The 21,518-nt window shown below is 68.8% G+C and carries 21 protein-coding genes; 12 read left to right on the top strand and 9 right to left on the bottom strand.

Annotated elements, in window-relative coordinates; translation table 11 throughout:
* Window positions 1-54: 54 nt before the first annotated feature.
* Window positions 55-966, bottom strand: coding sequence for an N-acetylmuramic acid 6-phosphate etherase (locus IEX88_RS19345; protein ID WP_188853871.1), 912 nt, complete (start codon window positions 964-966; stop codon window positions 55-57).
* 300 nt (window positions 967-1,266) lie between these two features.
* Here IEX88_RS19345 and IEX88_RS19340 point away from each other — a divergent pair, with 300 nt between their 5' ends.
* Genes IEX88_RS19340 through nagA form a run of 4 tightly spaced genes read left to right on the top strand, consistent with a single transcriptional unit; the run spans window position 1,267 to window position 5,083 of the window.
* Window positions 1,267-2,148, top strand: a complete 882-nt coding sequence (locus IEX88_RS19340; protein WP_188853869.1) for a glucosamine kinase nucleotide-binding domain-containing protein — start codon at window positions 1,267-1,269, stop codon at window positions 2,146-2,148.
* A complete protein-coding gene (locus tag IEX88_RS19335) occupies window positions 2,145-2,888 on the top strand; it encodes a GntR family transcriptional regulator (RefSeq protein WP_188853867.1) in 744 nt (247 codons plus the stop codon). The genes IEX88_RS19340 and IEX88_RS19335 overlap by 4 nt, the downstream gene beginning before the upstream one ends.
* A 9-nt stretch (window positions 2,889-2,897) precedes the next feature.
* Complete coding sequence (locus IEX88_RS19330) at window positions 2,898-3,929, top strand: SIS domain-containing protein (protein WP_244640365.1); 1,032 nt, start codon at window positions 2,898-2,900, stop codon at window positions 3,927-3,929.
* Entirely contained in the window at window positions 3,929-5,083 is a 1,155-nt protein-coding gene (nagA, locus tag IEX88_RS19325) for an N-acetylglucosamine-6-phosphate deacetylase (RefSeq protein ID WP_308423857.1), read from the top strand. The genes IEX88_RS19330 and nagA overlap by 1 nt, the downstream gene beginning before the upstream one ends.
* Window positions 5,084-5,093: 10 nt before the next feature.
* On the opposite strand, the gene IEX88_RS19320 is transcribed toward nagA, so the two are convergent.
* The 3 genes from IEX88_RS19320 to IEX88_RS19310 form a co-directional block, all read right to left on the bottom strand.
* Complete coding sequence (locus IEX88_RS19320) at window positions 5,094-6,191, bottom strand: ABC transporter ATP-binding protein (RefSeq protein ID WP_188853865.1); 1,098 nt, start codon at window positions 6,189-6,191, stop codon at window positions 5,094-5,096.
* Window positions 6,188-7,783 carry an ABC transporter permease gene (locus tag IEX88_RS27090; protein ID WP_188853863.1) on the bottom strand — a complete coding sequence of 532 codons (1,596 nt, stop codon included), beginning with the start codon at window positions 7,781-7,783 and terminating at the stop codon, window positions 6,188-6,190. Before IEX88_RS27090 ends, IEX88_RS19320 begins: the two co-directional genes overlap by 4 nt.
* 78 nt (window positions 7,784-7,861) lie before the next feature.
* Complete coding sequence (locus tag IEX88_RS19310; RefSeq protein WP_188853861.1) at window positions 7,862-8,878, bottom strand: iron ABC transporter substrate-binding protein; 1,017 nt, start codon at window positions 8,876-8,878, stop codon at window positions 7,862-7,864.
* A 679-nt stretch (window positions 8,879-9,557) separates the two neighbouring features.
* Here IEX88_RS19310 and IEX88_RS19305 point away from each other — a divergent pair.
* The 7 genes from IEX88_RS19305 to IEX88_RS19270 all read left to right on the top strand — a co-directional run bounded on the left by IEX88_RS19305 (window position 9,558) and on the right by IEX88_RS19270 (window position 13,987).
* Window positions 9,558-10,370 (top strand): Hpt domain-containing protein, encoded by an 813-nt coding sequence (locus tag IEX88_RS19305; RefSeq protein ID WP_188853859.1) that lies wholly within the window; start codon window positions 9,558-9,560, stop codon window positions 10,368-10,370.
* Window positions 10,371-10,580: 210 nt separating this feature from the next.
* A complete protein-coding gene (locus IEX88_RS19295; protein ID WP_188853855.1) occupies window positions 10,581-10,949 on the top strand; it encodes a response regulator in 369 nt (122 codons plus the stop codon).
* A gap of 111 nt (window positions 10,950-11,060) precedes the next feature.
* Complete coding sequence (locus IEX88_RS19290; protein ID WP_188853853.1) at window positions 11,061-11,450, top strand: response regulator; 390 nt, start codon at window positions 11,061-11,063, stop codon at window positions 11,448-11,450.
* 150 nt (window positions 11,451-11,600) lie between these two features.
* On the top strand, window positions 11,601-11,801 hold the full coding sequence (locus tag IEX88_RS19285) for a hypothetical protein (protein WP_188853851.1): 201 nt from the start codon (window positions 11,601-11,603) through the stop codon (window positions 11,799-11,801).
* A gap of 265 nt (window positions 11,802-12,066) precedes the next feature.
* Window positions 12,067-12,603, top strand: coding sequence for a transglutaminase-like cysteine peptidase (locus tag IEX88_RS19280; RefSeq protein ID WP_188853849.1), 537 nt, complete (start codon window positions 12,067-12,069; stop codon window positions 12,601-12,603).
* Window positions 12,604-12,941: 338 nt separating this feature from the next.
* Window positions 12,942-13,607, top strand: a complete 666-nt coding sequence (locus IEX88_RS19275) for a L,D-transpeptidase (protein WP_188853847.1) — start codon at window positions 12,942-12,944, stop codon at window positions 13,605-13,607.
* Window positions 13,608-13,717: 110 nt separating this feature from the next.
* Window positions 13,718-13,987 (top strand): hypothetical protein, encoded by a 270-nt coding sequence (locus tag IEX88_RS19270; RefSeq protein WP_188853845.1) that lies wholly within the window; start codon window positions 13,718-13,720, stop codon window positions 13,985-13,987.
* A gap of 36 nt (window positions 13,988-14,023) precedes the next feature.
* Here IEX88_RS19270 and IEX88_RS19265 read toward each other — a convergent pair whose 3' ends face one another.
* Together IEX88_RS19265 and IEX88_RS19260 are read right to left on the bottom strand one after the other, a co-directional pair.
* A complete protein-coding gene (locus tag IEX88_RS19265) occupies window positions 14,024-14,839 on the bottom strand; it encodes a DUF6030 family protein (protein ID WP_188853843.1) in 816 nt (271 codons plus the stop codon).
* Window positions 14,840-14,841: 2 nt separating this feature from the next.
* A complete protein-coding gene (locus tag IEX88_RS19260) occupies window positions 14,842-15,615 on the bottom strand; it encodes a metallophosphoesterase (RefSeq protein WP_244640363.1) in 774 nt (257 codons plus the stop codon).
* 421 nt (window positions 15,616-16,036) lie between these two features.
* On the opposite strand from IEX88_RS19260, the gene IEX88_RS19255 reads away from it, so the two are divergent.
* The gene (locus IEX88_RS19255; RefSeq protein ID WP_188853841.1) at window positions 16,037-17,224 is read left to right on the top strand and encodes a polysaccharide biosynthesis/export family protein; all 1,188 of its coding nucleotides are present in this window, start codon (window positions 16,037-16,039) and stop codon (window positions 17,222-17,224) included.
* Window positions 17,225-17,261: 37 nt separating this feature from the next.
* Here IEX88_RS19255 and IEX88_RS19250 read toward each other — a convergent pair whose 3' ends face one another.
* The 3 genes from IEX88_RS19250 to IEX88_RS19240 form a co-directional block, all read right to left on the bottom strand.
* Complete coding sequence (locus tag IEX88_RS19250; protein ID WP_188853839.1) at window positions 17,262-17,951, bottom strand: hypothetical protein; 690 nt, start codon at window positions 17,949-17,951, stop codon at window positions 17,262-17,264.
* A gap of 102 nt (window positions 17,952-18,053) precedes the next feature.
* On the bottom strand, window positions 18,054-20,357 hold the full coding sequence (locus IEX88_RS19245) for a Wzz/FepE/Etk N-terminal domain-containing protein (RefSeq protein WP_188853837.1): 2,304 nt from the start codon (window positions 20,355-20,357) through the stop codon (window positions 18,054-18,056).
* A gap of 185 nt (window positions 20,358-20,542) precedes the next feature.
* On the bottom strand, window positions 20,543-21,289 hold the full coding sequence (locus tag IEX88_RS19240) for a hypothetical protein (RefSeq protein ID WP_188853835.1): 747 nt from the start codon (window positions 21,287-21,289) through the stop codon (window positions 20,543-20,545).
* Window positions 21,290-21,518: the final 229 nt, after the last annotated feature.

Below are 21,518 nucleotides of genomic sequence, written 5' to 3'. Positions count from 1 at the left end.
CACGGGCTTCTCCATGGGGTGCAGGATCTCAGGGCAAAATCGGAAGGGCCGCCGTCAGGGGACCGCGACGGCAGAGAGTTCATCGAGCGCCCGATCGAGACGTCCGCCGTGGCGCAGAAGGCGGGACGAAGCGGCATCGAGATCGCGGTCGCCCGAGGCCAGCAGCACCGCCGGCTTGACCGCGCCGTCGGCCGCGGCCAGCGCGCGGGCGGCGGCCGATGCGTCTGCGCCGCTGAGGTCGGTGACGATCCGCAGCGCGCGCTGGCGCAGCTTGGTGTTGTCGGCACGCAGGCTGACCATGTGGCCGCCATGGATGTGGCCGAGCCGCAAAGCGACAAGGGTCGACAGCATGTTCAGCGCCACCTTCTGCGCCGTGCCGGCGCCCATGCGGGTGGAGCCTGCGACGATCTCCGGCCCGGTGTCGAGGACGATGCCGACATCGGCGCCCTCCAGCAGCGGTGCGCCCGGATTGTTGGCGATGGCGACGGTCGCCGCGCCCGCCGCCCTGGCCGCGGCGAGGCCGGCCAGCGTGTAGGGCGTTGAGCCGCTGGCCGAGATGGCGACGACGCAGTCGGCAGCGCCAACACCGGCCGAAGCGACGTCGCGCTCGGCCTGTCCGCCGTCGTCCTCCGGCCCGCCGACGAGGCTTTCCGTGATGGCGAGGCCGCCGGCCAGGATGGTGGCGAACCGCTCCGCCGGTTCGCCATAGGTCTGCGGAATTTCGAGCGCATCGCCGAGGGCGATCAAGGCCGGGCTGCCGGCGGCGAGATAAACAAGCCGGCCGCCCTGGTTGAGACTGCGCACGGCGAGCTCGGCCGCCGATGCGAGGGCCGGAATGACGGCCTCGACCGCCTCCACGGCGCGCTTCTGACCGCCGAGAAGCGCCGCCAGCACCCGGCCGTCGTCCCAGCGCTCGATGTCGACGACGCCCGGATGCCGGGTCTCCGTCGCGCGAAGATCCGTCATGCCCGCACCACCGCCGTCAGCGGGGAAGACGGCCTGTCGGGGGAAAGGACGGTCGGTGGAAACAATCGCAGTTCTCCGGTCGGCAGCACGGCTTATGTCCATTGATGTTACCAACTTGATGCCATTCGTCCAGACGCAATCCTTAACTTTTTGCTCTTCCGCACCGCAGCATAGAGAGATGCCTTATTTTTTCGCTATTTGCCGCGGTATTTCGGAGAAAGCGCGAGCGTCGCTGAACAGGCGAGAATAGCGATTGCGTCCGCCCGAACTTTTGGTATTACTTTGGTACCCGGAGGTATCATGCAGCAACCCATCCTGATCGGCGTCGATGGCGGCGGAAGCCGCTGCCGGGTGCGGGCCCGCTTCGCCGACGGCACGCCGATCGGCGAGGCCGAGGGTGGCTCGGCCAACATCTTCAGCGACCTTGACCTTGCTCTGCACAACATCCTGTCGGTGACGCGGGAAGCCCTGGCACAGGGCGGTCTCGGCGAGGAAGACCTCGGGCGCTGCCATGCCGGGCTCGGTCTCGCCGGCGCCAACATCCCCTCGCTGGCCGAGGAGCTCGCAAGCCGCCCCCTCCCCTTCGCCCGTCGGGCAATCGAGACCGACGCCGTCGTCGCCTGCCGCGGCGCGCATGCCGACGCCGATGGTGCCATCGCGATCCTCGGCACCGGCACCGCCTATGTCCGCCGGACAGGCAAAAATTTCACCTCGATCGGGGGCTGGGGCTTTGCCCTCTCCGACCAGGGCGGCGGCGGCTATCTCGGCCGCGCGGCGCTCGTCGCGGCCCTCCTCGCGCATGACGGCATCGGCCCGGCGAGCGAGTTGATTCGCCTGGTGCTCGACCGCTTCGACGGCGATGCGGCGCGGCTCGTGGAATTCGGCGGCGAGGCCCGGCCCGTGGATTTCGGCGGTTTCGCCCCGCTCGTCATGGACGGCGCCGACGACGGCGACCCCGTGGCGATGGCGATCGTCGCGGAAGGGCTGTTTCACGTCGTCGCGGCGCTGACCCGGCTTCTGGCGCTCGGCGCCCCGTCGATCGTGCTGCTCGGCGGACTGGCGGCGCGCTACCGGCCGCGCCTGCCCGCCACCCTGCAGCCTTACATCGGCGAGGCCCGGGGGGATGCGCTGGACGGGGCGCTGGCGCTCGCCGCCACGCTCGCCGACGGCAAGCGCCCATGAGCGCCGTCTTCGACCAGGGATTTCTCGCGCCCGGCCTCGGCGGGCCGCTGTATCGACGGTTGCAGGACGGCATTCGCCGCGCCGTCGCCGACGGTCGTCTCAGGCCGAACGAAGCGCTGCCGGCCGAGCGCGACATCGCCACCGGCATCGGCATTTCCCGGGTGACGGTCCGCAAGGCGATCCAGGCGCTCGTCGCCGACGGCGTCATCCGCCAGCGCCACGGTTCCGGCAATTTCGTCGCCGAGGCGGCGACGCGCGTGCAGATGGGCCTTTCGCACCTGAAATCCTTCACCGAGGACATGGAGAGCCGCGGCTCTTTCACCTCTTCGCGCTGGCTGGAGCGGTCGGTCGGCACGGTCAATCCTGACGAAGCCATGCAGCTGCGCCTGTCGCCCGGCGAACAGGTGGCGCGGCTGTTCCGGCTGCGCCTTGCCAACAGCCGGCCGATGGCGATCGAACGCGCCGTGGTGCCGGCGTCGGTCCTTCCGGATGCGGAGGCGGTCGACACCTCGCTCTACGCCGCGATGCAGGCCGTCGGCCACCGCCCGGTCCGCGCCCTGCAGCGCATGACCGCCGCCAATCTCGGGCCCGAGGATGCCGCGCTGCTCGGCCTCGAGGCCGGCGCCGCGGCGCTGTCGATCCTGCGCCTGTGCTTCGACGCGCAGGACAGGGCGGTCGAATTCACCCGTTCGCTTTATCGCGGCGACGCCTACGACTTCGTCGCCGAACTCACGATCTGAAAGCTGGTCATGCCCCCTGCTACCAAGAGCTTCATGCGCCGCGAGATTAACGAAACCCCCGCGGCGCTGCGCCGGCTTCTGGCGCAGTCGGGCGGCGCCATGCAGGCGGCGGGAGACGCCCTGCGCCAGCTCGCGCCCCCTGTCCTCGTCACCATCGCCCGCGGCTCTTCCGACCATGCGGCGTCCTACTTCAAATATGCCGCGGAAATTTCCACCGGCATTCCCGTCGCCTCGCTCGGACCCTCGGTGGTCTCGATCTACGGCGCGAAGCTGCGGCTTGCGGGCGCCGCGGCGCTCGCCATCTCGCAGTCGGGCCGCAGCCCCGACATCGTCTCCATGCTGGCCGCCGCAAGGCAGGGCGGTGCCCGCACGGTCGCGCTCGTCAACGTGCCGGGATCCCCGCTCGAGGCGGCCGCCGATCATGTCGTACCACTGGCCGCCGGCCAGGAGCACAGCGTCGCTGCCACGAAATCCTTCATCGTGTCGGTCGCGGCCTCCCTCGAGGTGCTCGCCGCCTGGACCGAGGATGCCGCCCTCTCCGCGGCGTTGCAGCGGCTGCCCGACCAGCTCGAGGAAGCGCTGCAGCAAGACTGGTCGCCCGCCCTCGCGGCCGCCCGTGGGGCGGGCTCGCTCTATACGCTCGGCCGCGGCGTCGGCCATGCGGTGGCGGCCGAGGCGGCGCTGAAGTTCAAGGAGACCTCGCTGATCCATGCCGAGGCCTATTCCGGCGCCGAACTGCTGCACGGTCCGGTCTCCCTTGTCGATGGCGGCTTTCCCGTCTTCGTCTTCGCGCCGAACGACGCCGCCCTCCCCAGCCTCGTCGAACTCGGCACAAGGCTGAACGCCAAGGGCGCCCATCTCTTCGTCGCCGGCGAGGGCCTGGCCGGCACGCGCCTGCCGACGGTGGCGACCGGCCATCCCTTGACCGCCCCGCTCGCCATGCTGGTTTCCTTCTACGGCTTCATCGAGGAAGTGGCGCGGGCGCGCGGCCTCGACCCGGACGTGCCGCGGGGCCTTTCCAAGGTCACGGAGACGGTCTGATGGCCCGCTTCGCCCTCGTCGGCGCCGAGATCTTCGACGGCGAGAAGCGGCTGGCGGCGCACGCGCTGGTCGTCGACGGCGCCCGGATCGAAGCCGTCCTGCCGGCCGACCGTCTGAAGGCGGACATCGAGCGCGTGGCGCTGGCCGGCGGCCTCCTGGCGCCCGGCTTTATCGACATCCAGGTGAATGGCGGTGGCGGCGTGCTGTTCAACGAGTCCCCTGATGTGGAGGGGATCGCCGCGATCTGCGCCGCGCACGCCCGCTTCGGCTCGACGGCACTGCTGCCGACGGTCATCACCGACCGGCCCGACGTGACCTACGCTGCGATCGCGGCAGCGACCGAGGCGGTGGCGAAGGGCGTGCCGGGCTGTCTCGGCGTGCATGTCGAGGGGCCGTTCCTGTCGCTCGCCCGCAAGGGGGCGCATGATCCCGCTCTGATCCGCGCGATGACCGAGGACGATCTCGCGGCGCTGGTCGCCACGACGATCCGCCCCCTCCTCCTCACCGTCGCGCCGGAAAGCGTCACGGCCGGGCAGATCGCCCGGCTGGCGTCCGCCGGCATCCATGTCTCGCTGGGGCACACCGACACCGATTTCGACACCGCCGAGGCCGCCTTCGCGGCCGGCGCCGGCGGCGTCACGCATCTCTTCAACGCCATGAGCCAGCTCGGCCACCGCCAGCCCGGCCTCGTCGGTGCGACGCTGGCGAACGGCGCGGTCTGGTGCGGCATCATCGCCGACGGCCACCACGTCCATCCCGCCGCCATCGCGCTGGCGCTGCGCGCCAAGACCGGACCGGGCAGGCTGATGGCGATCACCGACGCGATGCCGACGGTTGGCGTCGATGACGACGTCTTCCACCTCGGCGGCCGGCGGGTCGAGCGGCGCGCGGGCCGGCTGACGCTGGAGGACGGGACGCTCGCGGGCTCCGATCTCACCATGATCGGCGCGGTGCGCTATCTCGCCGAGACCGTCGGGGTCGGCTTCGACGAGGCGCTGCGCATGGCCTCGCTCTATCCGGCGGAGTATCTCGGCCTGGAAAAGGAGCGCGGCCGTCTGGCGGCCGGCTGGCGCGCCGACATCGTGCATCTCGATGCCGCGCGCGACGTCGCCGGCGTCTGGATCGGCGGAAGGCCAGCGGCGCTGGAAGCGTGAGGGAAGCCCGTCAGACCGCGACGGCACGGTCCGGCTGGAACAGATGCGCGACGCCTTCGAGATGCAAGGCGACGCTTTCGCCGGCCAGCGGCGCCTGGACGCTCAGCACCTTGACGCGGTAGACGCGCGCGCCGGCCGGCACCACGCCGTCGTTGCCAGCGAGCGCGAGCGAGACGGTGCAGAGCGAGCCGCCGAAGGCCACGGCCTCGATGCGCGCCCGGCATACCTCCGGCCTGTCTCCGGCGGCGATCGCCGGAGGGAGCGGTGAAAGCCGGATCTGCTCGGGCCGCAGCATGATCTCGGCCGCGCCGCGTCGGCCGCCGGTATCGGTGCGCACCCGTCCCATCGGGCAATCCGCCCAGCCATCGGTGACCGTCGCCGGCAGGATGATCGCGTCGCCGAGAAAGCCGGCGGTGACCGGGTCCGCCGGCGCGAAATAGAGGGCGCGCGGCTGACCGTACTGAACGAGACGTCCCTCCCGCAGCACCGCCACCTGATCGGCGAAGGACAGCGCCTCGGCCTGGTCGTGCGTCACCAGCAGCGAAGCGACGCCGGCCTTTTCGAGCACGGCGACGACCGCCGCCCGCATCGCCTCGCGCAGGCCGGCGTCGAGGGCCGAGAACGGCTCGTCGAGCAGCATCAGCCGCGGCTTGCGGGCCAGCGCCCGCGCCAGCGCCACGCGCTGCTGCTGGCCGCCCGACAGCTGGTGCGGCCGGCGCGAGAGCATGGAGCGGTCGAGCTCGACGAGGTCCATCAGGCCCGTGATCGTCGTCTGCCGGTCGGCGGCCCGCCGCGGCAGGCCGAAGCCGATATTGGCCTCGACGTCGAGATGCGGAAACAGCGCGCCGTCCTGCGACACCACGCCGATGGCGCGCCGGTGCGCCGGCACGACGCGCCGCCCGTCGGCGAGGCATTCGCCGTCCAGAAGGATGCGGCCGCTGTCGGGCGCGTCGAAGCCGGCGACGAGGTTCAGCAGCGTGCTCTTGCCCGAGCCCGAGGGTCCGACGATCGCCGTCCGCGTTCCCTTGGGGATGTCGAGGTCGATGCCGTCGAGGGCGGTGACCGTGCCGAAGCGACGGGTGACGGATTCGAGGCGCAGAAAGCTCATCGTCTGCCGCTCCTTTTCAGTTGCGCCTGGAGCAGCAGCGTCAGCGGCAGCGACGACAGCACCATCAGAAAGGCGTAGGGCGCCGCGGCGACGTAGTCGATCTCGCTGGTCCGGGCCCAGAACTGCGTGGCGAGCGTCGTCGTGCCGTTCGGCGAGAGCATCAAGGTCGCGGTCAGCTCGGTGGTGATGCCGAGGGCTACGAGCGCAAAGGCGGCCGCCGCACCCGGCGCCGCGAGGCGGAGCGTCACCTGCCAGAGCGCGGCGAAGGGCGAGCGCCCGAGCGCCATCGCCGCCTGCTCGAGCTCGACGGGCGCCTGCGCGATGCTCGCGCGAAGCCCGACCAGGGCCCGCGGCAGGAACATCAGCGCATAGGCGGCGAGGAGCGTCGCCGTCGTCTGGTAGAGCGGCAGGGCGATGCGGACGGTGATGGTGACCAGCGCCAGCGCCACGACGACGCCCGGCAGCGAGCCGACATAGTAATGGCACGCCTCGAGGGCGCGTTGCAGGCGGCTCGGCGCGCGCACCGACAGCCAGGCCATGGGAACGACGAGGAGGGTCGTCACCAGCGCGCCGGCAAAGGCCAGCGCCAGCGTCGTGCCGAGGGCGGCAGCGACCTCGCCCGTCAGCCAGGCCTCAGCCCCGCCGAGCCAGAGCCAGCGGCCGAGGGTATAGGCCGGCACGCCGAGCGACAGTGCCGCAATGCTGCCGTGCAGAGCGAGCGCCGGCAGCGTCGCCCGTCCCAGGCGCTGGCGGGGACGCCGGCGCGGGGCGCCCGACCCGACGCGGGCATAGCGCTCGCTGCCGCGCGCCGCGCGCTCCAGGGCGATGAGGACGAGGCAGGACAAGACGAGCACGCCCGCCATCATGTTCGCCGCCGGCCCGTTGAAGGCCGACTGGAACTGGTCGACGATCGCGGTGGTGAAGGTGTCGAAGCGGATCATCACATAGAGGCCGTACTCGGCCAGGAGATGGATGCCGACGAGCAGCGCACCGCCCCAGATGGCGAGCCTGAGCTGAGGCAGCACGACGCGGAAGAAGACCTGAAAGGGGCCCTGCCCGAGGGCCGCGGCCGCATCCTCCAGCGCCGGATCGAGCCGCCGCAGCTGACCGGCGACCGGCAGGAAGAGGAAGGGAAAATAGGCCAGCATCGAGACCAGCGTCGCCGCGCCGAGGCCGTGCATGCCCGGCGCGACGCTGATCCAGGCATAGCTGTGGACGAAAGCGGGGACGGCGAGCGGCGTCACCGCCAGCCAAGTCCACAGCCGCCCGCCCGGCAGGTCGGTGCGCTCGGTCAGCCAGGCCAGCGCCACGGCGAGGACGATGGTCGGCGGCAGCGTGCAGAGCTCGAGCAGGAGCGTGTTGACGAGGAGTTCCCCGACCCGTCCCCGGAACACCAGGGAGACCACCGTGTCCCACCCGCTCTGGACCGCGACGACGATCACGAAGCCGAGCGGCACCAGCGCCAGCAGCGACACCGCCATCGCCACGGCCTGCAGCGGCAGGCCGGCAGCCCGCAGGCGTCGCAATTTCGGCGCGGGCAGGCCAGGGGCGGACCGGCGGTCGTCGGCAAGGGGCTGGGCGATGGACGTCATGAGGGTCTCGACGGAGAACACCCCGCGTCTGGCGCGCAGGGTGTCGATGGGCCCTTCATAAAGGACCCCGGGCGAAGTTTACAGCAGGCCCGCTTCGGTCATCAGGTCGGTCACCTTGGCATTGTCGAGCGTGTCGGGAACGACGCGCGGCGCGTCCAACTCGGCCAGCGGAACCAGCGCGGCGTTCGACGCCGCGTCCTTGCCGACCGCGTATTCGAAAGAGGTCCCGTCCTTCAGCACCGCCTGCCCGCCCTGGCCGGCCACCCATTTGACGAAGGCTTCGGCGGCGGCAGGGTTGGCGCTCGTCTTCAGGACGCCGGCGCCCGAGAGGCTGACGAAGGCGCCGGGATCTTGGCCGCGGAAATAGTGCAGCGCGACGTTTTGGCTGTTCTCGCCGGTCTTCGCCTGATCACCGAAGTAGTAGTAGTGATAGATCACCGCGCCTTCGATCTGGCCGGCATTGACCGCCTTCATCGCCGTGCTGTTGCCCTTGTAGGGGGTGGCGTTGGCCTTCATCGCCGTCAGCCAGGCCCGGGTCTCGTCCTCGCCCTTCAGCGCCAGCATGGCGCTGACGATCGCCTGGAAATCGGCGCCCGAGGGCGAGGCGGCCCAGCGGCCCTGCCATTCCGGCTTGGCGAGATCCATGATCGAGGCCGGCAGGTCTTTTTCCGAAAGCTTGGTCTTGTCATAGGCGAAGACCGTCGAGCGCGCGGCGATGCCGATCCAGTGGCCGTTGCTGGGGCGTCGGTCGGCGGGGACCTCGGCCAGCGTCGCCTCCGAGAGCGGCGCGAACAGTCCGGCCTTGTCGACCAGCGCCAATGCCGGCGAGTTTTCCGTCAGGAACACGTCGGCGGGCGAGGCCGCCCCTTCCTGCACCAGCTGGTTGGCAAATTCCATGTCGCTGCCCTTGCGCAGCGTCACCTCGATGCCGGTGTCGCGGGTGAAGCCTTCCGCCCACTCCTTGGTCAGGCTCTCGTGCTGGGCGTTGTAGACGACGATGCTGCCCTTGGCGGCGTCCTGGGCGCGCGCGGCAACCGAACCGACCGCGACGGCGAGGACCGCCAGGCTGACGATGCGGGCAAAGGATTTCTTCATGGCAAACCTCGGAGCAAGCGCCTTCCCCGGGGGGACGGCCAGGTCCGGCCGTGGTCGCAAACATGATCAGCAGTGTCAAATTACATTTTATCGAATTATAACGATTCTAAACAAAGACCCGCGGTATTTTATCATGAATCAACGGAAATCTCATGATGATTGCTTAGGGATAGCAACAATACCAGCGTTCTATGCTTGGGCGGAGAGCGGCCGGCGCGGCGTGCGGCATGCCATCACACCCTCGGCACGCTGACCGAAACGCCGCCCCGGAACGCGCCCGTGGCCCCAAACCGCAAGCCGGCGGTGCTGATTCGGTGGTAGTGCCATAGACTAAAAAATTAGGGACTCCCTTCCTATGGTCGAGACAGATCGGAGCGACGGCGATTGACTTGGCTCCTGCAGTACATTGGTAAGGATTTGTTACAGAGCGGCGGCCCTTGTCAGTCCGCCCGCGCCGGACCGCAAAGCAAAAGGCTGGTCCGGGCGACGCCTTCGTCCGCTGGCGAATCATGCGCCTCGACGGCTTCTGGCGGCACGCTTCTCGGCTCCGCCGATGCGGCGGCGGACGGAGCGAAGGACCGGCAGCATCGACAACGGATGCGCCGACAGTGGCTGAAATCAGGATGGGAACCAGGCGCGGAGTGCCGCATCTGGGAGTGGGGGTAGTGCATTGAGCGCGATGACGGAAATCAGGCAGACCTTCTTCGAGGAATGCGCCGAGCAACTGGTCGAACTGGAGTCGGGACTGGGCGCGCTGGAAAGCGGCGCCCACGACGGCGAGACCGTCGGGCGGGTCTTTCGCGCCGTCCATTCGATCAAGGGCGGCGCCGGCGCCTTTCACCTCAAGGAACTGGTCCGCTTCTCGCGGACCTTCGAGGGCGTCCTCAACGAGATCCGGTCGGACCGTCTGGCGCTCGAGGCGCCGGTCCTATCGCTGCTGCGCCGCGCCGCCGGCGTTCTGGCTGATCTCGTCGCCGTGTCGCGCGAGCAGGAGGGCGTCTATTCCGAGCTGCGGGCGCTGATCCCGGGCGCCGAGGCGGAGGTCGAGGACGAGCCGGAGGCCGAAAGTGAAGCTGAGGTGGACCTCGGCTTCACGCCCGTCGCCGTGGATTTCGGCAACCTCTTCGACGGCGGCGAAAAGCAGTTCCGCATCACCTTCACGCCCCGGCCGGAGCTCTACGCCAATGCCAATGAGAGCGCCCGGCTGATCCGGGAGTGCCTCGCGCTCGGCTCGGGCGACGTGTTCTGCGATACCAGCGCCACGCCGCTCCTCGACGCGCTCGTCCCGGAGGGGGCCTTCCTGTCCTGGACGATCGAGTTGACCACGCAGTCCGGCGAGGATGCGATCCGCGAAATCTTCGACTTCGCCGAGTTCGATTGCGATCTGGCGCTCGAACGGCTGGCCGACGGCGACGGCGCACAGGAGCCGGAAACGGAAATCCTGGACCCGGAAATTGCCGCCCTGTTCGAGCGGCTCAAGGCCGCGGAATAACCCGATCGATGCCGCAGCCGGCCACGCCGCGCCCCGAAGAGGGCGGAAGGAAAGTCTGATGAACGACAATATCGACGCCCTGGTCATCGACCTGCCGGCCCATCTCGACCTCACGGCGGCCGGCCCGCTCGCCGAGCGCTTCGTCGCCGCCCGCGGCGAGGCCATCGCCATCGACGCCTCGCATGTCGAGCGGCTCGGCGGGNTCTCCCTATGACCAAGACGATCCTGACCGTCGACGATTCGCGCACCATGCGCGAAATGCTGCGCCGCGCCCTGCAGGATTCCGGCTTCATCGTCGTCCAGGCCGAGGACGGCGTGCACGGCCTCGAAGTGCTGGAAGGCATGGCCTATCCCGACGTCATCATCACCGACGTCAACATGCCGCGCATGGACGGCCTGCAGTTCATCGAGGAAGTGCGCGCCGACGTGAACCGCCGCGTCATCCCGATCCTCGTCCTCTCCACCGAGAGCGATCCGGAGAAGAAGGCGAGAGCCCGCGGCGCCGGTGCCACCGGCTGGATCGTCAAGCCCTTCGATCCCGTCAAGCTCGTCGACGCCATCCGCCGCGTCGCCGCCTGAGCCTGCCGCGCCCGAGACGGGACTGGACTTTCGCGCCGGTTGCGCCAAGAGAAGATCGGGCGGCCGGCCGAAGTCACCCTCCGCCATTCCAGAAATCGAGAAGGAGAGGGTATGGCCTTCAAGTCGCAACTGAAAGTCATGATCGTCGACGACCAGCGCACCAGCCGTATGCTGATCCGCGACGCGCTCGACCAGCTGGGCATTTCGCAGATCACGATGGCCGTGGACGGCGAGGAGGCGCTGAAGATGCTGATGAGCGCGCCCTGTCACATCATCATCTCCGACTTCAACATGCCCAAGGTCGACGGCCTGCAGCTCCTGAAGGCGGTGCGCTCCTATCCGCCGACGAAGAAGACGCCCTTCATCATCCTCACCGGCCGCGGCGACCGCGAGCTCGTGCAGAAGGCCGCCGCCCTCGGCGTCAACAATTTCCTGGTCAAGCCGATCTCCGTGCCGGTTCTGCAGAAGACCATCGAAGCCGTCGTCGGAAAGCTTCAGTAGCCGTCGGGCGACCGCCCTTTTTTTTTGGGGGGGGGGGGCAGGGCTCCGGCCCGCCCGCGGCCGCTCGGCGGGAACCGGACGCCGGCGCATAATTCTGAGGCAAGTTTTCGAGCCTAACCTCCCGGTTCATCTCTTGTTTTGGAGGTTAGGATGACGCGCACCGCCTGGCATTGCCCGCATTGCGACCTGTGGCACGGCCCCCATATCGACACCTGCCCGCATGGACAGAAGGCATCCCCCGCGCAACCGGAAGCCCTGTCGACTCGGTCCTTCCAGCCCGCCCAGAAGCAATACGCGGTGCCCGTCCGGGGCGCCCGGCGCGGCCTCTACGACGCGCTCGGCCGCAACTGACGCCCGCCCTGCCCCACCGCGCGGCCGCCGGTTGGCGCGGTCCCGCCGCAGGCCTGGGATGCCGTACTCACCCACGCCCGGACCCGGCCGGACGCGACCGGAGCCAGCCCGTCGTCGCAGCATCGCAAGCCTCTAAAATTCGACCCATATTGGCAACGTGAAATAAAACGCCGAAGTATATCTACGGTCCGGAAGCAACCGGAGCTGGAAAATGCGGGCGCAAGGGTTTTTAGGGAGACTATGCGCCGGCCTGGCTATCCTGGCGGTGCTGCCTCTCCCGGCACAGGCCGACCTCAGCGGCCTCGCCCGCATCGCACCTGAAATCGAGCCGTCGGCGCACATCACCGCCAACAGGACGACGCTGGCGCCCTTTTCCTACATCCTGTTCTGCCAGCGCCAACCCGGCGAGTGCCGCGGCGGCGTCGAGGCGACCATCGCCTGGGACCTCCATGCCCGAATGCGTCTGGCGCGGATCAACCGCCGGGTCAACCGCCTGATGCTGCCGCAGCACGACAAGGCCGACGTCTGGAGCGTCGGAATGGCGGCCGGGGACTGCGAGGACTTTGCGCTGACCAAGCGGCACCTCCTCATCCGCGCCGGGTTTCCCGCCGCGTCCCTGCAAATGGCCGTGACGCGCATCCGCAGCGGAGAAGGCCATGCCGTTCTCGTCGTGCGCACCAGCAGGGGCGACCTCGTCCTCGACAGCCGCAACGATCGGCTCACCGAATGGCATCGCACCGACCTGACCTGGCTGAAGATCGCCTCGTCCGAGAATCCGCGCCTCTGGTACGCGATGAACTGATCGCCGAGCCCTCGGCCATCGCCTCCGAGCAAGAGGGAGCGCGAGCCCCGCGGCGCCGACCACCCGCTCCTTCGCCTCCCTTTGCCCCACCCCTTCGCGCCCGAACGGCGAGCAAAACGTCCGGCGAGGTCCGGCCCGGCGCTGGAAAATCGCGCCGCCGCCTGTTCGGCCCGGGCCGTGCGGGTTACTCTCGCCGTGGCCACCGATGGTCTTCGTCGGGCGAGGCCGGGACGGTCTGGGGCGACGCCGCGGCCAAAGGGAACGGCCGCCATGCACCCCATTGATCTGACGCATGGGCGCCACCGCCCCGGCGTGCCGCCGTCGGCCTGGTGCGGGCGATGACCGGCCCCTCCCGCCGGGCTCGGCTCCTCGCCGTGGTGACGGTCGCGCTTCTGGCAGCGGGGAGCGCGCCGGCGGCCGAAGGCAAGCGTTTGCCGCCCGCCTCCTACGGCCGCACGGTCGACAAGGGATTCGTCGTCGAGGCCGTTCCGGCCGCACGAATGGATCCCCGTCTTCTGCGCCAGCGCGTGGCCTATGGCGCCGGCGAGCCGCCGGGGACGATCGTCGTCGATTCCACCAACCGCTTTCTCTACCTGGTGGAAAAGGGCGGCACCGCGATCCGCTACGGCATCAGCGTCGGCGAGGCCGGCGCATCGTGGAGCGGCGAGGCAGCGATCGGCGCCAAGCGCTCCTGGCCGCGATGGACGCCCCCGGACGAGATGATCCAGCGTTCGCCGGAAGTGGCGCGCCATGCCGGCGGCCTCGCCGGCGGACCGTCGAACCCGCTCGGCGCGCGGGCGCTCTATCTTCATCAGGACGGCCGCGACACGCTTTTCCGGCTGCATGGCACCGGCGAATGGTGGTCGATCGGCCACGGCGCGACCTCCGGCTGCATCCGCCTCATGAACCAGGACATCATCGACCTCTTCGATCGCGTGCCGCTGCGGGCCCGTGTGATCGTCCGCCCGCACCGGCCGATCGACCTGATCGTCAAGACGCGATAAATGCTCACTGGTAATTTGAGGCGATAACCGCTTAGATATGAGGGGTCGGCGCGGAACGGCTTGTTAACATGTGGGGCCCAAAGCTTCGGGCGGACCATGGGAGAAACACGATGCTCTTGCTGATTGCCGCGGCGGCAGGCTTCGGTCTGTTGTCGGGGACGACCACCACCTTGCCCTGGATGGTCGTCCTGTCCCTGGTCGTCAGCCTCGTGACCGGCCTGTTGGCCCTGGCCAGCGCCACCTCCTGGCTGGCTGCTTTCGGTTTCGCCGTCTGCGCCGGCGCCGCCTTCCAGCTGTCCTTCGTGGTCGCCGCCGTGCTTCAGGAGGCCGTTCTCGCTCGCACAGCGAGACGGGCATCCGCCGCCGCGATACAGAATTAGACCCGGCCCCTCAAAGACGCGACCCCGCCCGGCGGTTCACCGCTTCGCCGGTGACGCCGCGAAATCGACCATCACATTGTAGCGCGGAACAGGGCCGAACTCCCGGCGCAGTTCCATGACCATGCCGCCGGTCTCTTGCCTCAGCGGCACGTGCTCGGCCAGCGCGGCCCGAAGGGCCTGCGGAAGGTCCCTGTCGAGGGCGGCGAAGACGGCTTGCAGGATTTCCTCGGCGGCCTGCTGCGCCTTTGCTCCCGCCGCGTCGTCGGGCAGGTTGAGCTTCAGCCTGAGACCGTCGACCCCGCTCTCGGCGCGACCGCGCAGGATTGCGAACACCGAGCCGCCACCCTCCTCCGCGGCGAAGACGCGCTCGGCGAAGCACTCCCAGCTTTCGTCCGGCAAGGCGCTGCGCTGCCACGCCGGCGCAGTCGCTGTGCCAGAGGTGAGCGCCGCGCAGAGCTTTTCCGGCTCAGCCCCGTCCCGCAGAGGCGCCGATTCCCCGAAGCGCGCGGCATCCGGCTCCGCTTTCGCCGGCCCGACGGCCTGATCCGGCCGATCGCGGCGGGGGCCCGGCAGTTCGGCTGCCGGCGTCCGGGCGCTCGGGTCTCCCGCCTGGTCATGGGGCGCGGCGGTGCTCGCGCCTGGAACCGACATGTCCCTCCCCTGCGCCTGCGCCGGCATGGGCGAAAGCATGCCGACGAGAAGGACGGCGCGGACCGTGGTGACGAGACAGGTGAAATCGGCCTCGCGAATCCGGGACCGGGGGAAGCCGAGAGAATGCCGCCGCGGCAAGGCGCCGGGCAACGCCCCGACCTCCTTCTCACCGCCCTCCGCCGCGATCGCCTTTTGCGGCATCGTCAGGTCTGCAGCAGCCGGTGCCCGTCACCGTCGAGCACGAGACAGGTGAGAACGCCCGTGGCGTAGGCGCCGGTATCGATGTTGATCCGGTTGCTCCGGAACTCCACCGCGCGGCACGGGGTATGACCATGAACGACGACCTGGCCGAAGCTTTCGTCGTGATCGAGAAACGGTCGCCGGATCGAGATGAGGTCCGCGGCGCGCTGGCGGTTCAGTGGCCGGGCGGGAGCGACCCCGGCATGGGCGAAAAAATACCCGCCATTGCTGAAGCTGAGGTCGAGCCCGCCGAGGAGAGCCAGATGGGCGGTCCCCAGGGCCGCGCGAAATTCATGCTGGCACGCCGTCGCCGTTGCCGCATCCAGAAAGGCCGGCGGCGAAACGCCGAAGGACAGGAGCGTCGGATATCCCCCGATCTTGCGCCACCCCTTCAGCGCCGCCGGATCCTTCAGGAAGCGCAGCAGCATCTCCTCGTGATTGCCCTTGAGGACGACGACCCGGCGCCCGAGTGCGCGGCGGGAAAGGATGAGGTCCATCACCGCCCGCGAGGCCGGGCCGCGGTCGATGAAGTCGCCCAGCACGATCTCGACGCCAGCGGGACCGGCGCGGTCCGCCTGGTCCTCATCGATCTGGCGAAACAGCGCGTGCAGCAGATCGGCACGGCCATGAATATCGCCGATGGCGTAGAGGACGTCGCCGGCCTCGGGGCGCGCCGGGCGCGCATCGACCCGCAGCCCCAGGGCTGCGCCCAGCCGTCGAAGCAGCCGCGCGATCACCGGTCCTGTCCCGGCCACGCCGCGCGGTGCGGGTTCGCTCCCGGCACCAGCCCGGCGCTCACCTCTTCCGAGCGGCGCTTCCAACGCTTCCCATGATTTCCCGCTGTAAATGTCTTGATAATCCCCATGGTCCAAGATGTTAGCGTAGTCTTGTCATTCAGGCTGACACAAGCTTCCTGCTCTCCTTGTATCGGTGACAGTGGCGTATCTTTCCTTAGAGCTCAGAAGCTACTTAAATTGTGATGTTATCGCAACGCACACACCGAATATACGCTATCTCAGACGCGCATGGGCGGGTGAATGATGCCTATTTTTCTTCCAAGATGCTAAAATCCGGAGAAATAGCATCGTCTGGGCCTGAAGGCCGACGCAACGCGGCGGCATGGTCGTTGCCGACATCCGGTGCCGGGAGACGTCGACCATGCGCATGCTGAGCAAACTGGCCCCGGGAATGCTGTCGCTGGCCTTGCTCAGCGGATGCGCCGCCTTGCCCAAGGATGGCCCGGACGACCGCACGATCCGCCGCGAGGCGTCGCTGACCATCGCCTCGCCCCGCGTCGCTTACGGCTACGCCCTGGTCAACATTTCCGACAAGATCCTGGAATTCGTCGGCAGCAACCGCGGCAAGGACGTCTTCAAGGGTTTTGGCGGCGGGCGCGGCGGGGCGCCGGAGATCACGCTCGGCGTCGGCGACGTCATCCAGATCACGGTCTACGAATCCCAGTCCGGCGGGCTCTTCATTCCGGCCGAGGCGGGCAGCCGCCCCGGCAACTTCGTCACCTTTCCGGCGCAGACGATCGGCCGCAGCGGCTTCATCACCGTGCCCTATGCCGGCGCGGTCAAGGCTGTCGGACGCTCGCAGTCCGACATCGAGGCCGACATCGTCTCCCGTCTTGTCGACCGCGCCATCGAGCCGCAGGTTACCCTGTCGGTCGTCAACCAGCAGGCCGCCAACGCCTCGGTCGTCGGCAGCGTCAACAACCCCAATGCGATGATCGTCCGGCCCGGCGGCGACACCGTCCTCGACATGATCGCACGGGCCGGCGGCCTGAAGGGAGAGGCCTACGATTCCTTCGTCACCCTGCAGCGCGGCGGCAAGGCCCGCACCGTCAGCTTCAACACGCTGGTCAAGGATCCGAAGGAAAACATCTACGTCGCGCCGGGCGACACGCTCTATGTCTACAGCGAGGCGAAGGTCTTCCAGGGGTTCGGCGCCTCCGGGCAGGTCGGCCGCTTCCCCTTCGGGCAGGAGAAGCTGAGTCTGGTCGATGCGGTCGGGCTCGCCGGCGGTCTGCTCGACGATCGCGCCGATCCGGGCGCCGTCTTCGTCTACCGCATGGAGGACGTCGCGGTGCTGCAGCAGATGGGCGTCGACGTGTCCCATCTCTCGCGCTCTGGCGAAAAGTCCTCGACCGCGAAGATCCCGACGATCTACCAGGCGAACTTCCGCCGGCCGGAAATCTATTTCCTGGCGCAGCGCTTCTTCATGCAGCCGGGCGACGTGCTCTACGTCTCGAACGCCGACGCGGTGGAACTGTCGAAGGCGATGAAGATGCTCGACAACATCACCGCCCCCGTCACCTCCACGGTCAGCACGGTCAGAAACTAGCGCTTCGGCAGAGGCTGGTCGCAGGCGGGCGGACGGCTCAGCCGCCGCGGGCGCCGTTCACCAGCGACAGCCGCGCGGGATCGGCACCCGAAACCGGAATGCCGCGCAGGAAGGGTCGGAGCTCCGGCCCCTCGTCCGCCAGCATCGCCCTGATGTCGTCGAGGCTCGCCCAGTTGAGGAAGACGAGGAGATCGGCTTCCAGGAGGGGAACCGCTTCGCCGACCGACTGGCCCGCGAGCCAGGTGGCATAGCGAATGCGCGCCTTCAGGGGCGCGGCGTCGTGCGGCGCGAACCAGGAGGACAGGACAACGCCCGGATAGGCCGCCGCGGGACGACCCTGCAGCCGGGCCGTGAGGACCGCATGGTCCAGCCAGGCCCGGCCGTCCGTAGGCGAACAGCCGAGAAGGTGGCGCGCGGCCGCGCCTGCCCGCTGGAGCGCCGACCGCTTCGTCGCCACCTCGCCGAAGTCGCCGATCAGGTCGACCCGCGCCAGAGCGAGGGTCAGCAGGTCGCGGTCGCGCTGGCCTAGGCAGGCAGGCTGAACCGGTGTCGCCTCCAGAAAGCGCTGCAGCGTGGCCGCCTCCTTTCGCCAACGGGCCGGGTCTTCCCGCAGGCTGGTGACCGCCGCGGCAACGCCCGCCCCGCCCCGCTCCTCGACGAACAGGCGGATGCACAGAAAGGCGCAGCCGAGGGAAATCAGGATCAGCCCCAGACGTGCCGCGCGCATTCGCATCCCTTCGGGCTCCGGCTGTTATCGGGAAATCGGAACCCGTTCTCGGTAAGGCGTCGATCCGAGGGTTCCAGGGTCGGCCGTCCGGACACCCGCAGTCTAGCTGCGATAGCTGGCATAGTCCTCGCCATAGTAGGCGGAGGAGTGATAGCTGTCGTAGAGACGCATCTTCTTCGGGTCGACCTTGTTGAACACGACACCGACGCACATTTCGCGCAGGCGCCTGTCGTTGTCGAAGGCGGTGCGGACCAGCTTGCGGTCGGTATGGCCCCACTCGACCACGAAGACCAGCGCATCCAGAAGCGGCGCCAAGGCACGGGCGTCGACGACGGCGCCGAGCGGCGGCAGATCGACGAAAATGTAGTCGAACTCCTCGCCCGCCTCGGCCAGCAACGCCCGCATGCGCGGCGAGGTCAGGAGATCGGCGGTGTGCGAAATCGACCGCGACGGAAAGGTCGGCAGGATCGACAGCCCGGTACTTTCTTCGACGACGAGCGCGTCGCGCCAGCCGCAATGGCCGTGCAGAACGTCCAGCAGGCCGCCCTCGCGCCCCTTGACGGTGCCGCGCGACAGGCCGGGATTGCGAAGGTCGGCGTCCACCAGAAGCGTGCGCGTCTCGCCGCTCGACACCAGCGAGGCGAGATTCTTGGAAACCGTCGTCTTGCCCTCGCGCGGCAGCATGGAGACGATGCCGACCAGTTTCGTCTTCTTGGTCCCGAGCACCAGGTCGCAGGCGACCTTGGTGGCGCGCAGGGTTTCGGCAAAACTCGACAGCGGCGCGTCGATCGTGTGGCGCAGAACGGGATCCTGGTTGGCGATCACCGCCGCGCCCGGCGCCTCGGCCCCGTCGGCGAGCGGGCCGGGCGACCGCTTTTGCCGGACGGGCCGCAGCAGGTTCAGCATGCCGATGAACTCGACGCCGAGTTCCTCCCGGACCTGTTCGCCCGTGCGGAACACGCGGTCGCGGAGCTCCCCGACGACGCCCAGCGCTCCGCCGAGCATCGCGCCGAGGACGGTGGAAAGCGCCAGAGCGACGAGCGAGCGGGGATAGGTCTGCATGCCCGCCGCGGCGGAGGTGATCACCCGCGCCTCGGTGATCGGAAAGGAACTGCGCTGCGCCGTCTCCTCGTAGCGGGCCAGAAGCGACTCGTGCAGGCCGCGAAAGATCGTCGCCTGCCGCTCGAGATCGCGCAGCGCCGACTGCGACTGCGTGGCCGAGGCGGTCATGCCGGCCAGCCGATCGACTTCGCGCGAGAGCGCGTCGACGCGGCTGCCGGCGACTTCCAGATTGCTCTTGTAGACCTGGGCGATCCGCTTCAGCTCCTCGAAGATCAGCCGCTCGTACTGGGCCATCTCGCCGCGCAGTTTCACCCCCTGGGCATGGGCCGGCCCGAGCCGCGCGACGATCTCCTGATAGCGCTTGGAGGCGTCGAGATAGCGGGTTCTGAGGTCGGAAATGATACCGCTCTGCAGCGCTTCCGAGACCGCCGCATCGGTCTGCTTGTTGTCGATGATCGAGCGGATCCGCTCGTAGCGGGCGGCGGCCTGCCCGGCTTCGGATCGTGCGGTGATCAGCTCGGCGTTCACGCCGGTCAATTGCTGGTCCGACAAGAGCTCGCCGCTGGCCGACATCATGTTGTTCTGGCGCCGGAAGTTCTGGACGGCGAGATCGGCGGCCCGCGACTGCTGCTCGGCCTCGACGATCCGCTGCTGCAGCCACTCCCCGGCCCGCCGCGTGGCCTCGAACTTGGCGTCGAGCTTGTCGGTGATGTAGGCCTCGGCATAGGCATTGGCGATCTGCGCCGCCAACGCCCGATCGGGCGAGGTGTAGCTGATGTCCAGCACCTGCGTCCGCTGCACGCGCTCGACACCGAGATGGGCGCGCAGTTTGGCGCCGGCGGCCCGCTTGCTCGCCTCCGGCCGTTCCGCCACCGCCAGGAGATCGGCCCCCTCGACGGCGGGTGCCGCGACGAGATCGACCAGCCTGTCGACGAGCCGGCGCGTCAGAGCGACACCCTGCGCGACGAGGCTGCCTTCACGGCTGGTGAAAACCGGGTTGTCGAGCAGACCGAGACGGTCGACCACCGCCTCGGCGATCTTCTGCGATTTCAGCACCTCGACTTCGCTTTCGACGACGGAGGCATCGAAGACCATGTCCGTCACCAAAGCGGACTCCTGGGCGCTGCGCGCTTCCCGCGTGTCGATGAGGAGCTGCGTCGAGGAGGTGTAGAGCGGCACCGCGGTGGCGAGGTAGGCCACGCCCAGCGCCAAACCGACGAGAGCGAGCAGAAGGACGGTCCAGATCCGACGCCGTATCGCCGCCAGGATCTTGTCGACCTCGATATCGCTGCCGGCGTTGGCCGGCCTGTGGTCCGCGACGAGCGTCCCCTGGGAGTGCAGCATTGGGAAAACCATTCAGTACGCAACGCGCCGACGGACGAAACCGGGGCCGATCGCCGAATTGGGAGAACGCTCGTCTGGCAAGGCGCTGGGGCGGCACGACGAGGATTTACTCGCCGCGCCGCCCGCATCAAAGGCACGCGCATGATCTTGTCCGGCGGCGGCAAGCCACCGTCCGGAATTACGCCTCAGCGCGTGGGGCTGAGGGGCGCGCCGTCGCTGTTGTCATTGTCATCATCGTTGGAAGAGCCGGAACCGGAAAGGCCGGAGAGGAAGCTCGTCCCATCGCCGAGACCGCCGCTCGCGGCCGCGGGATTGGCGATCGGCCCGGAGGCCGCCATGGCGACGTCGCCGGTTCCCGCTGTCGACTCCGTTTCACTGCCGCCGCCGACCGCGTCGCTGCCGATGACAGTGGCGTCACTGCCGATTGGAAGGGCGCCTTCGCCGAGGACACTCGCATCTGCCGGCAGGGCAGGCGCAAGGTCCTCCAGTGCCGCCGTCGCCACATCCTCGCTCGCGACGGCGAAGGATGCCTGCATCTGCGGCATCTCGGAGGCGGCGACCTTCTCCTGCAGAAGCGAAGCGAGTTCGGGAAACTCGGTCACGCAGGCCTTCGCCGCCGAGGCCAGGCCGCGCCCGATGGCGCTCTGGACCTCCGGCGGTGCGGCCACCGCCAGCGCGATGACGGCATCGGCGGTCCCGAGATCGGACGCGACCAGCGACCGGACCTCGTTGGCCAGCGCCTGCCCCCCGAGAGGGTTCCTCGACAGCAAGGTCGATGGCTCCGCCCTGAACCCCGCGATTGCCTCCGGGCCCATGGCCGCAGTTCCGCTGAGACACGCCGCTGCCGAGGCGGCCTGCGGCGACAGCGCCAGAAGGGCCCCGACGGCGCCACCGAGAAGCCTGCCGAAACGCCTGTGCATAGCATTGGTCATTCGCCCAGCCTCAATTACGCTCATCGTCAAAAGAATTTCGCACCGAAATGCCCAGGAAGTATGTCAATAATAACTTCTTCTGGCAATATTTCTAAATCGCCACAACAAGTTGCTCAATGATCCGAATGAAGAAGTAGCCAATGAGCAGCTATCTGTTTTCCAGTCGCGCCCGAAACGCCGGAGAGGTCGCTCGACCAATGCGACCGCGATCAAAGGGTTCCGCCCTGCG

Source organism: Aureimonas glaciei, from assembly GCF_014643375.1.
GTDB classification, from domain to species: domain Bacteria; phylum Pseudomonadota; class Alphaproteobacteria; order Rhizobiales; family Rhizobiaceae; genus Plantimonas; species Plantimonas glaciei.
Note: the sequence above shows the minus strand (reverse complement) of the source record. Positions and strands in the feature narration are given on the sequence as shown.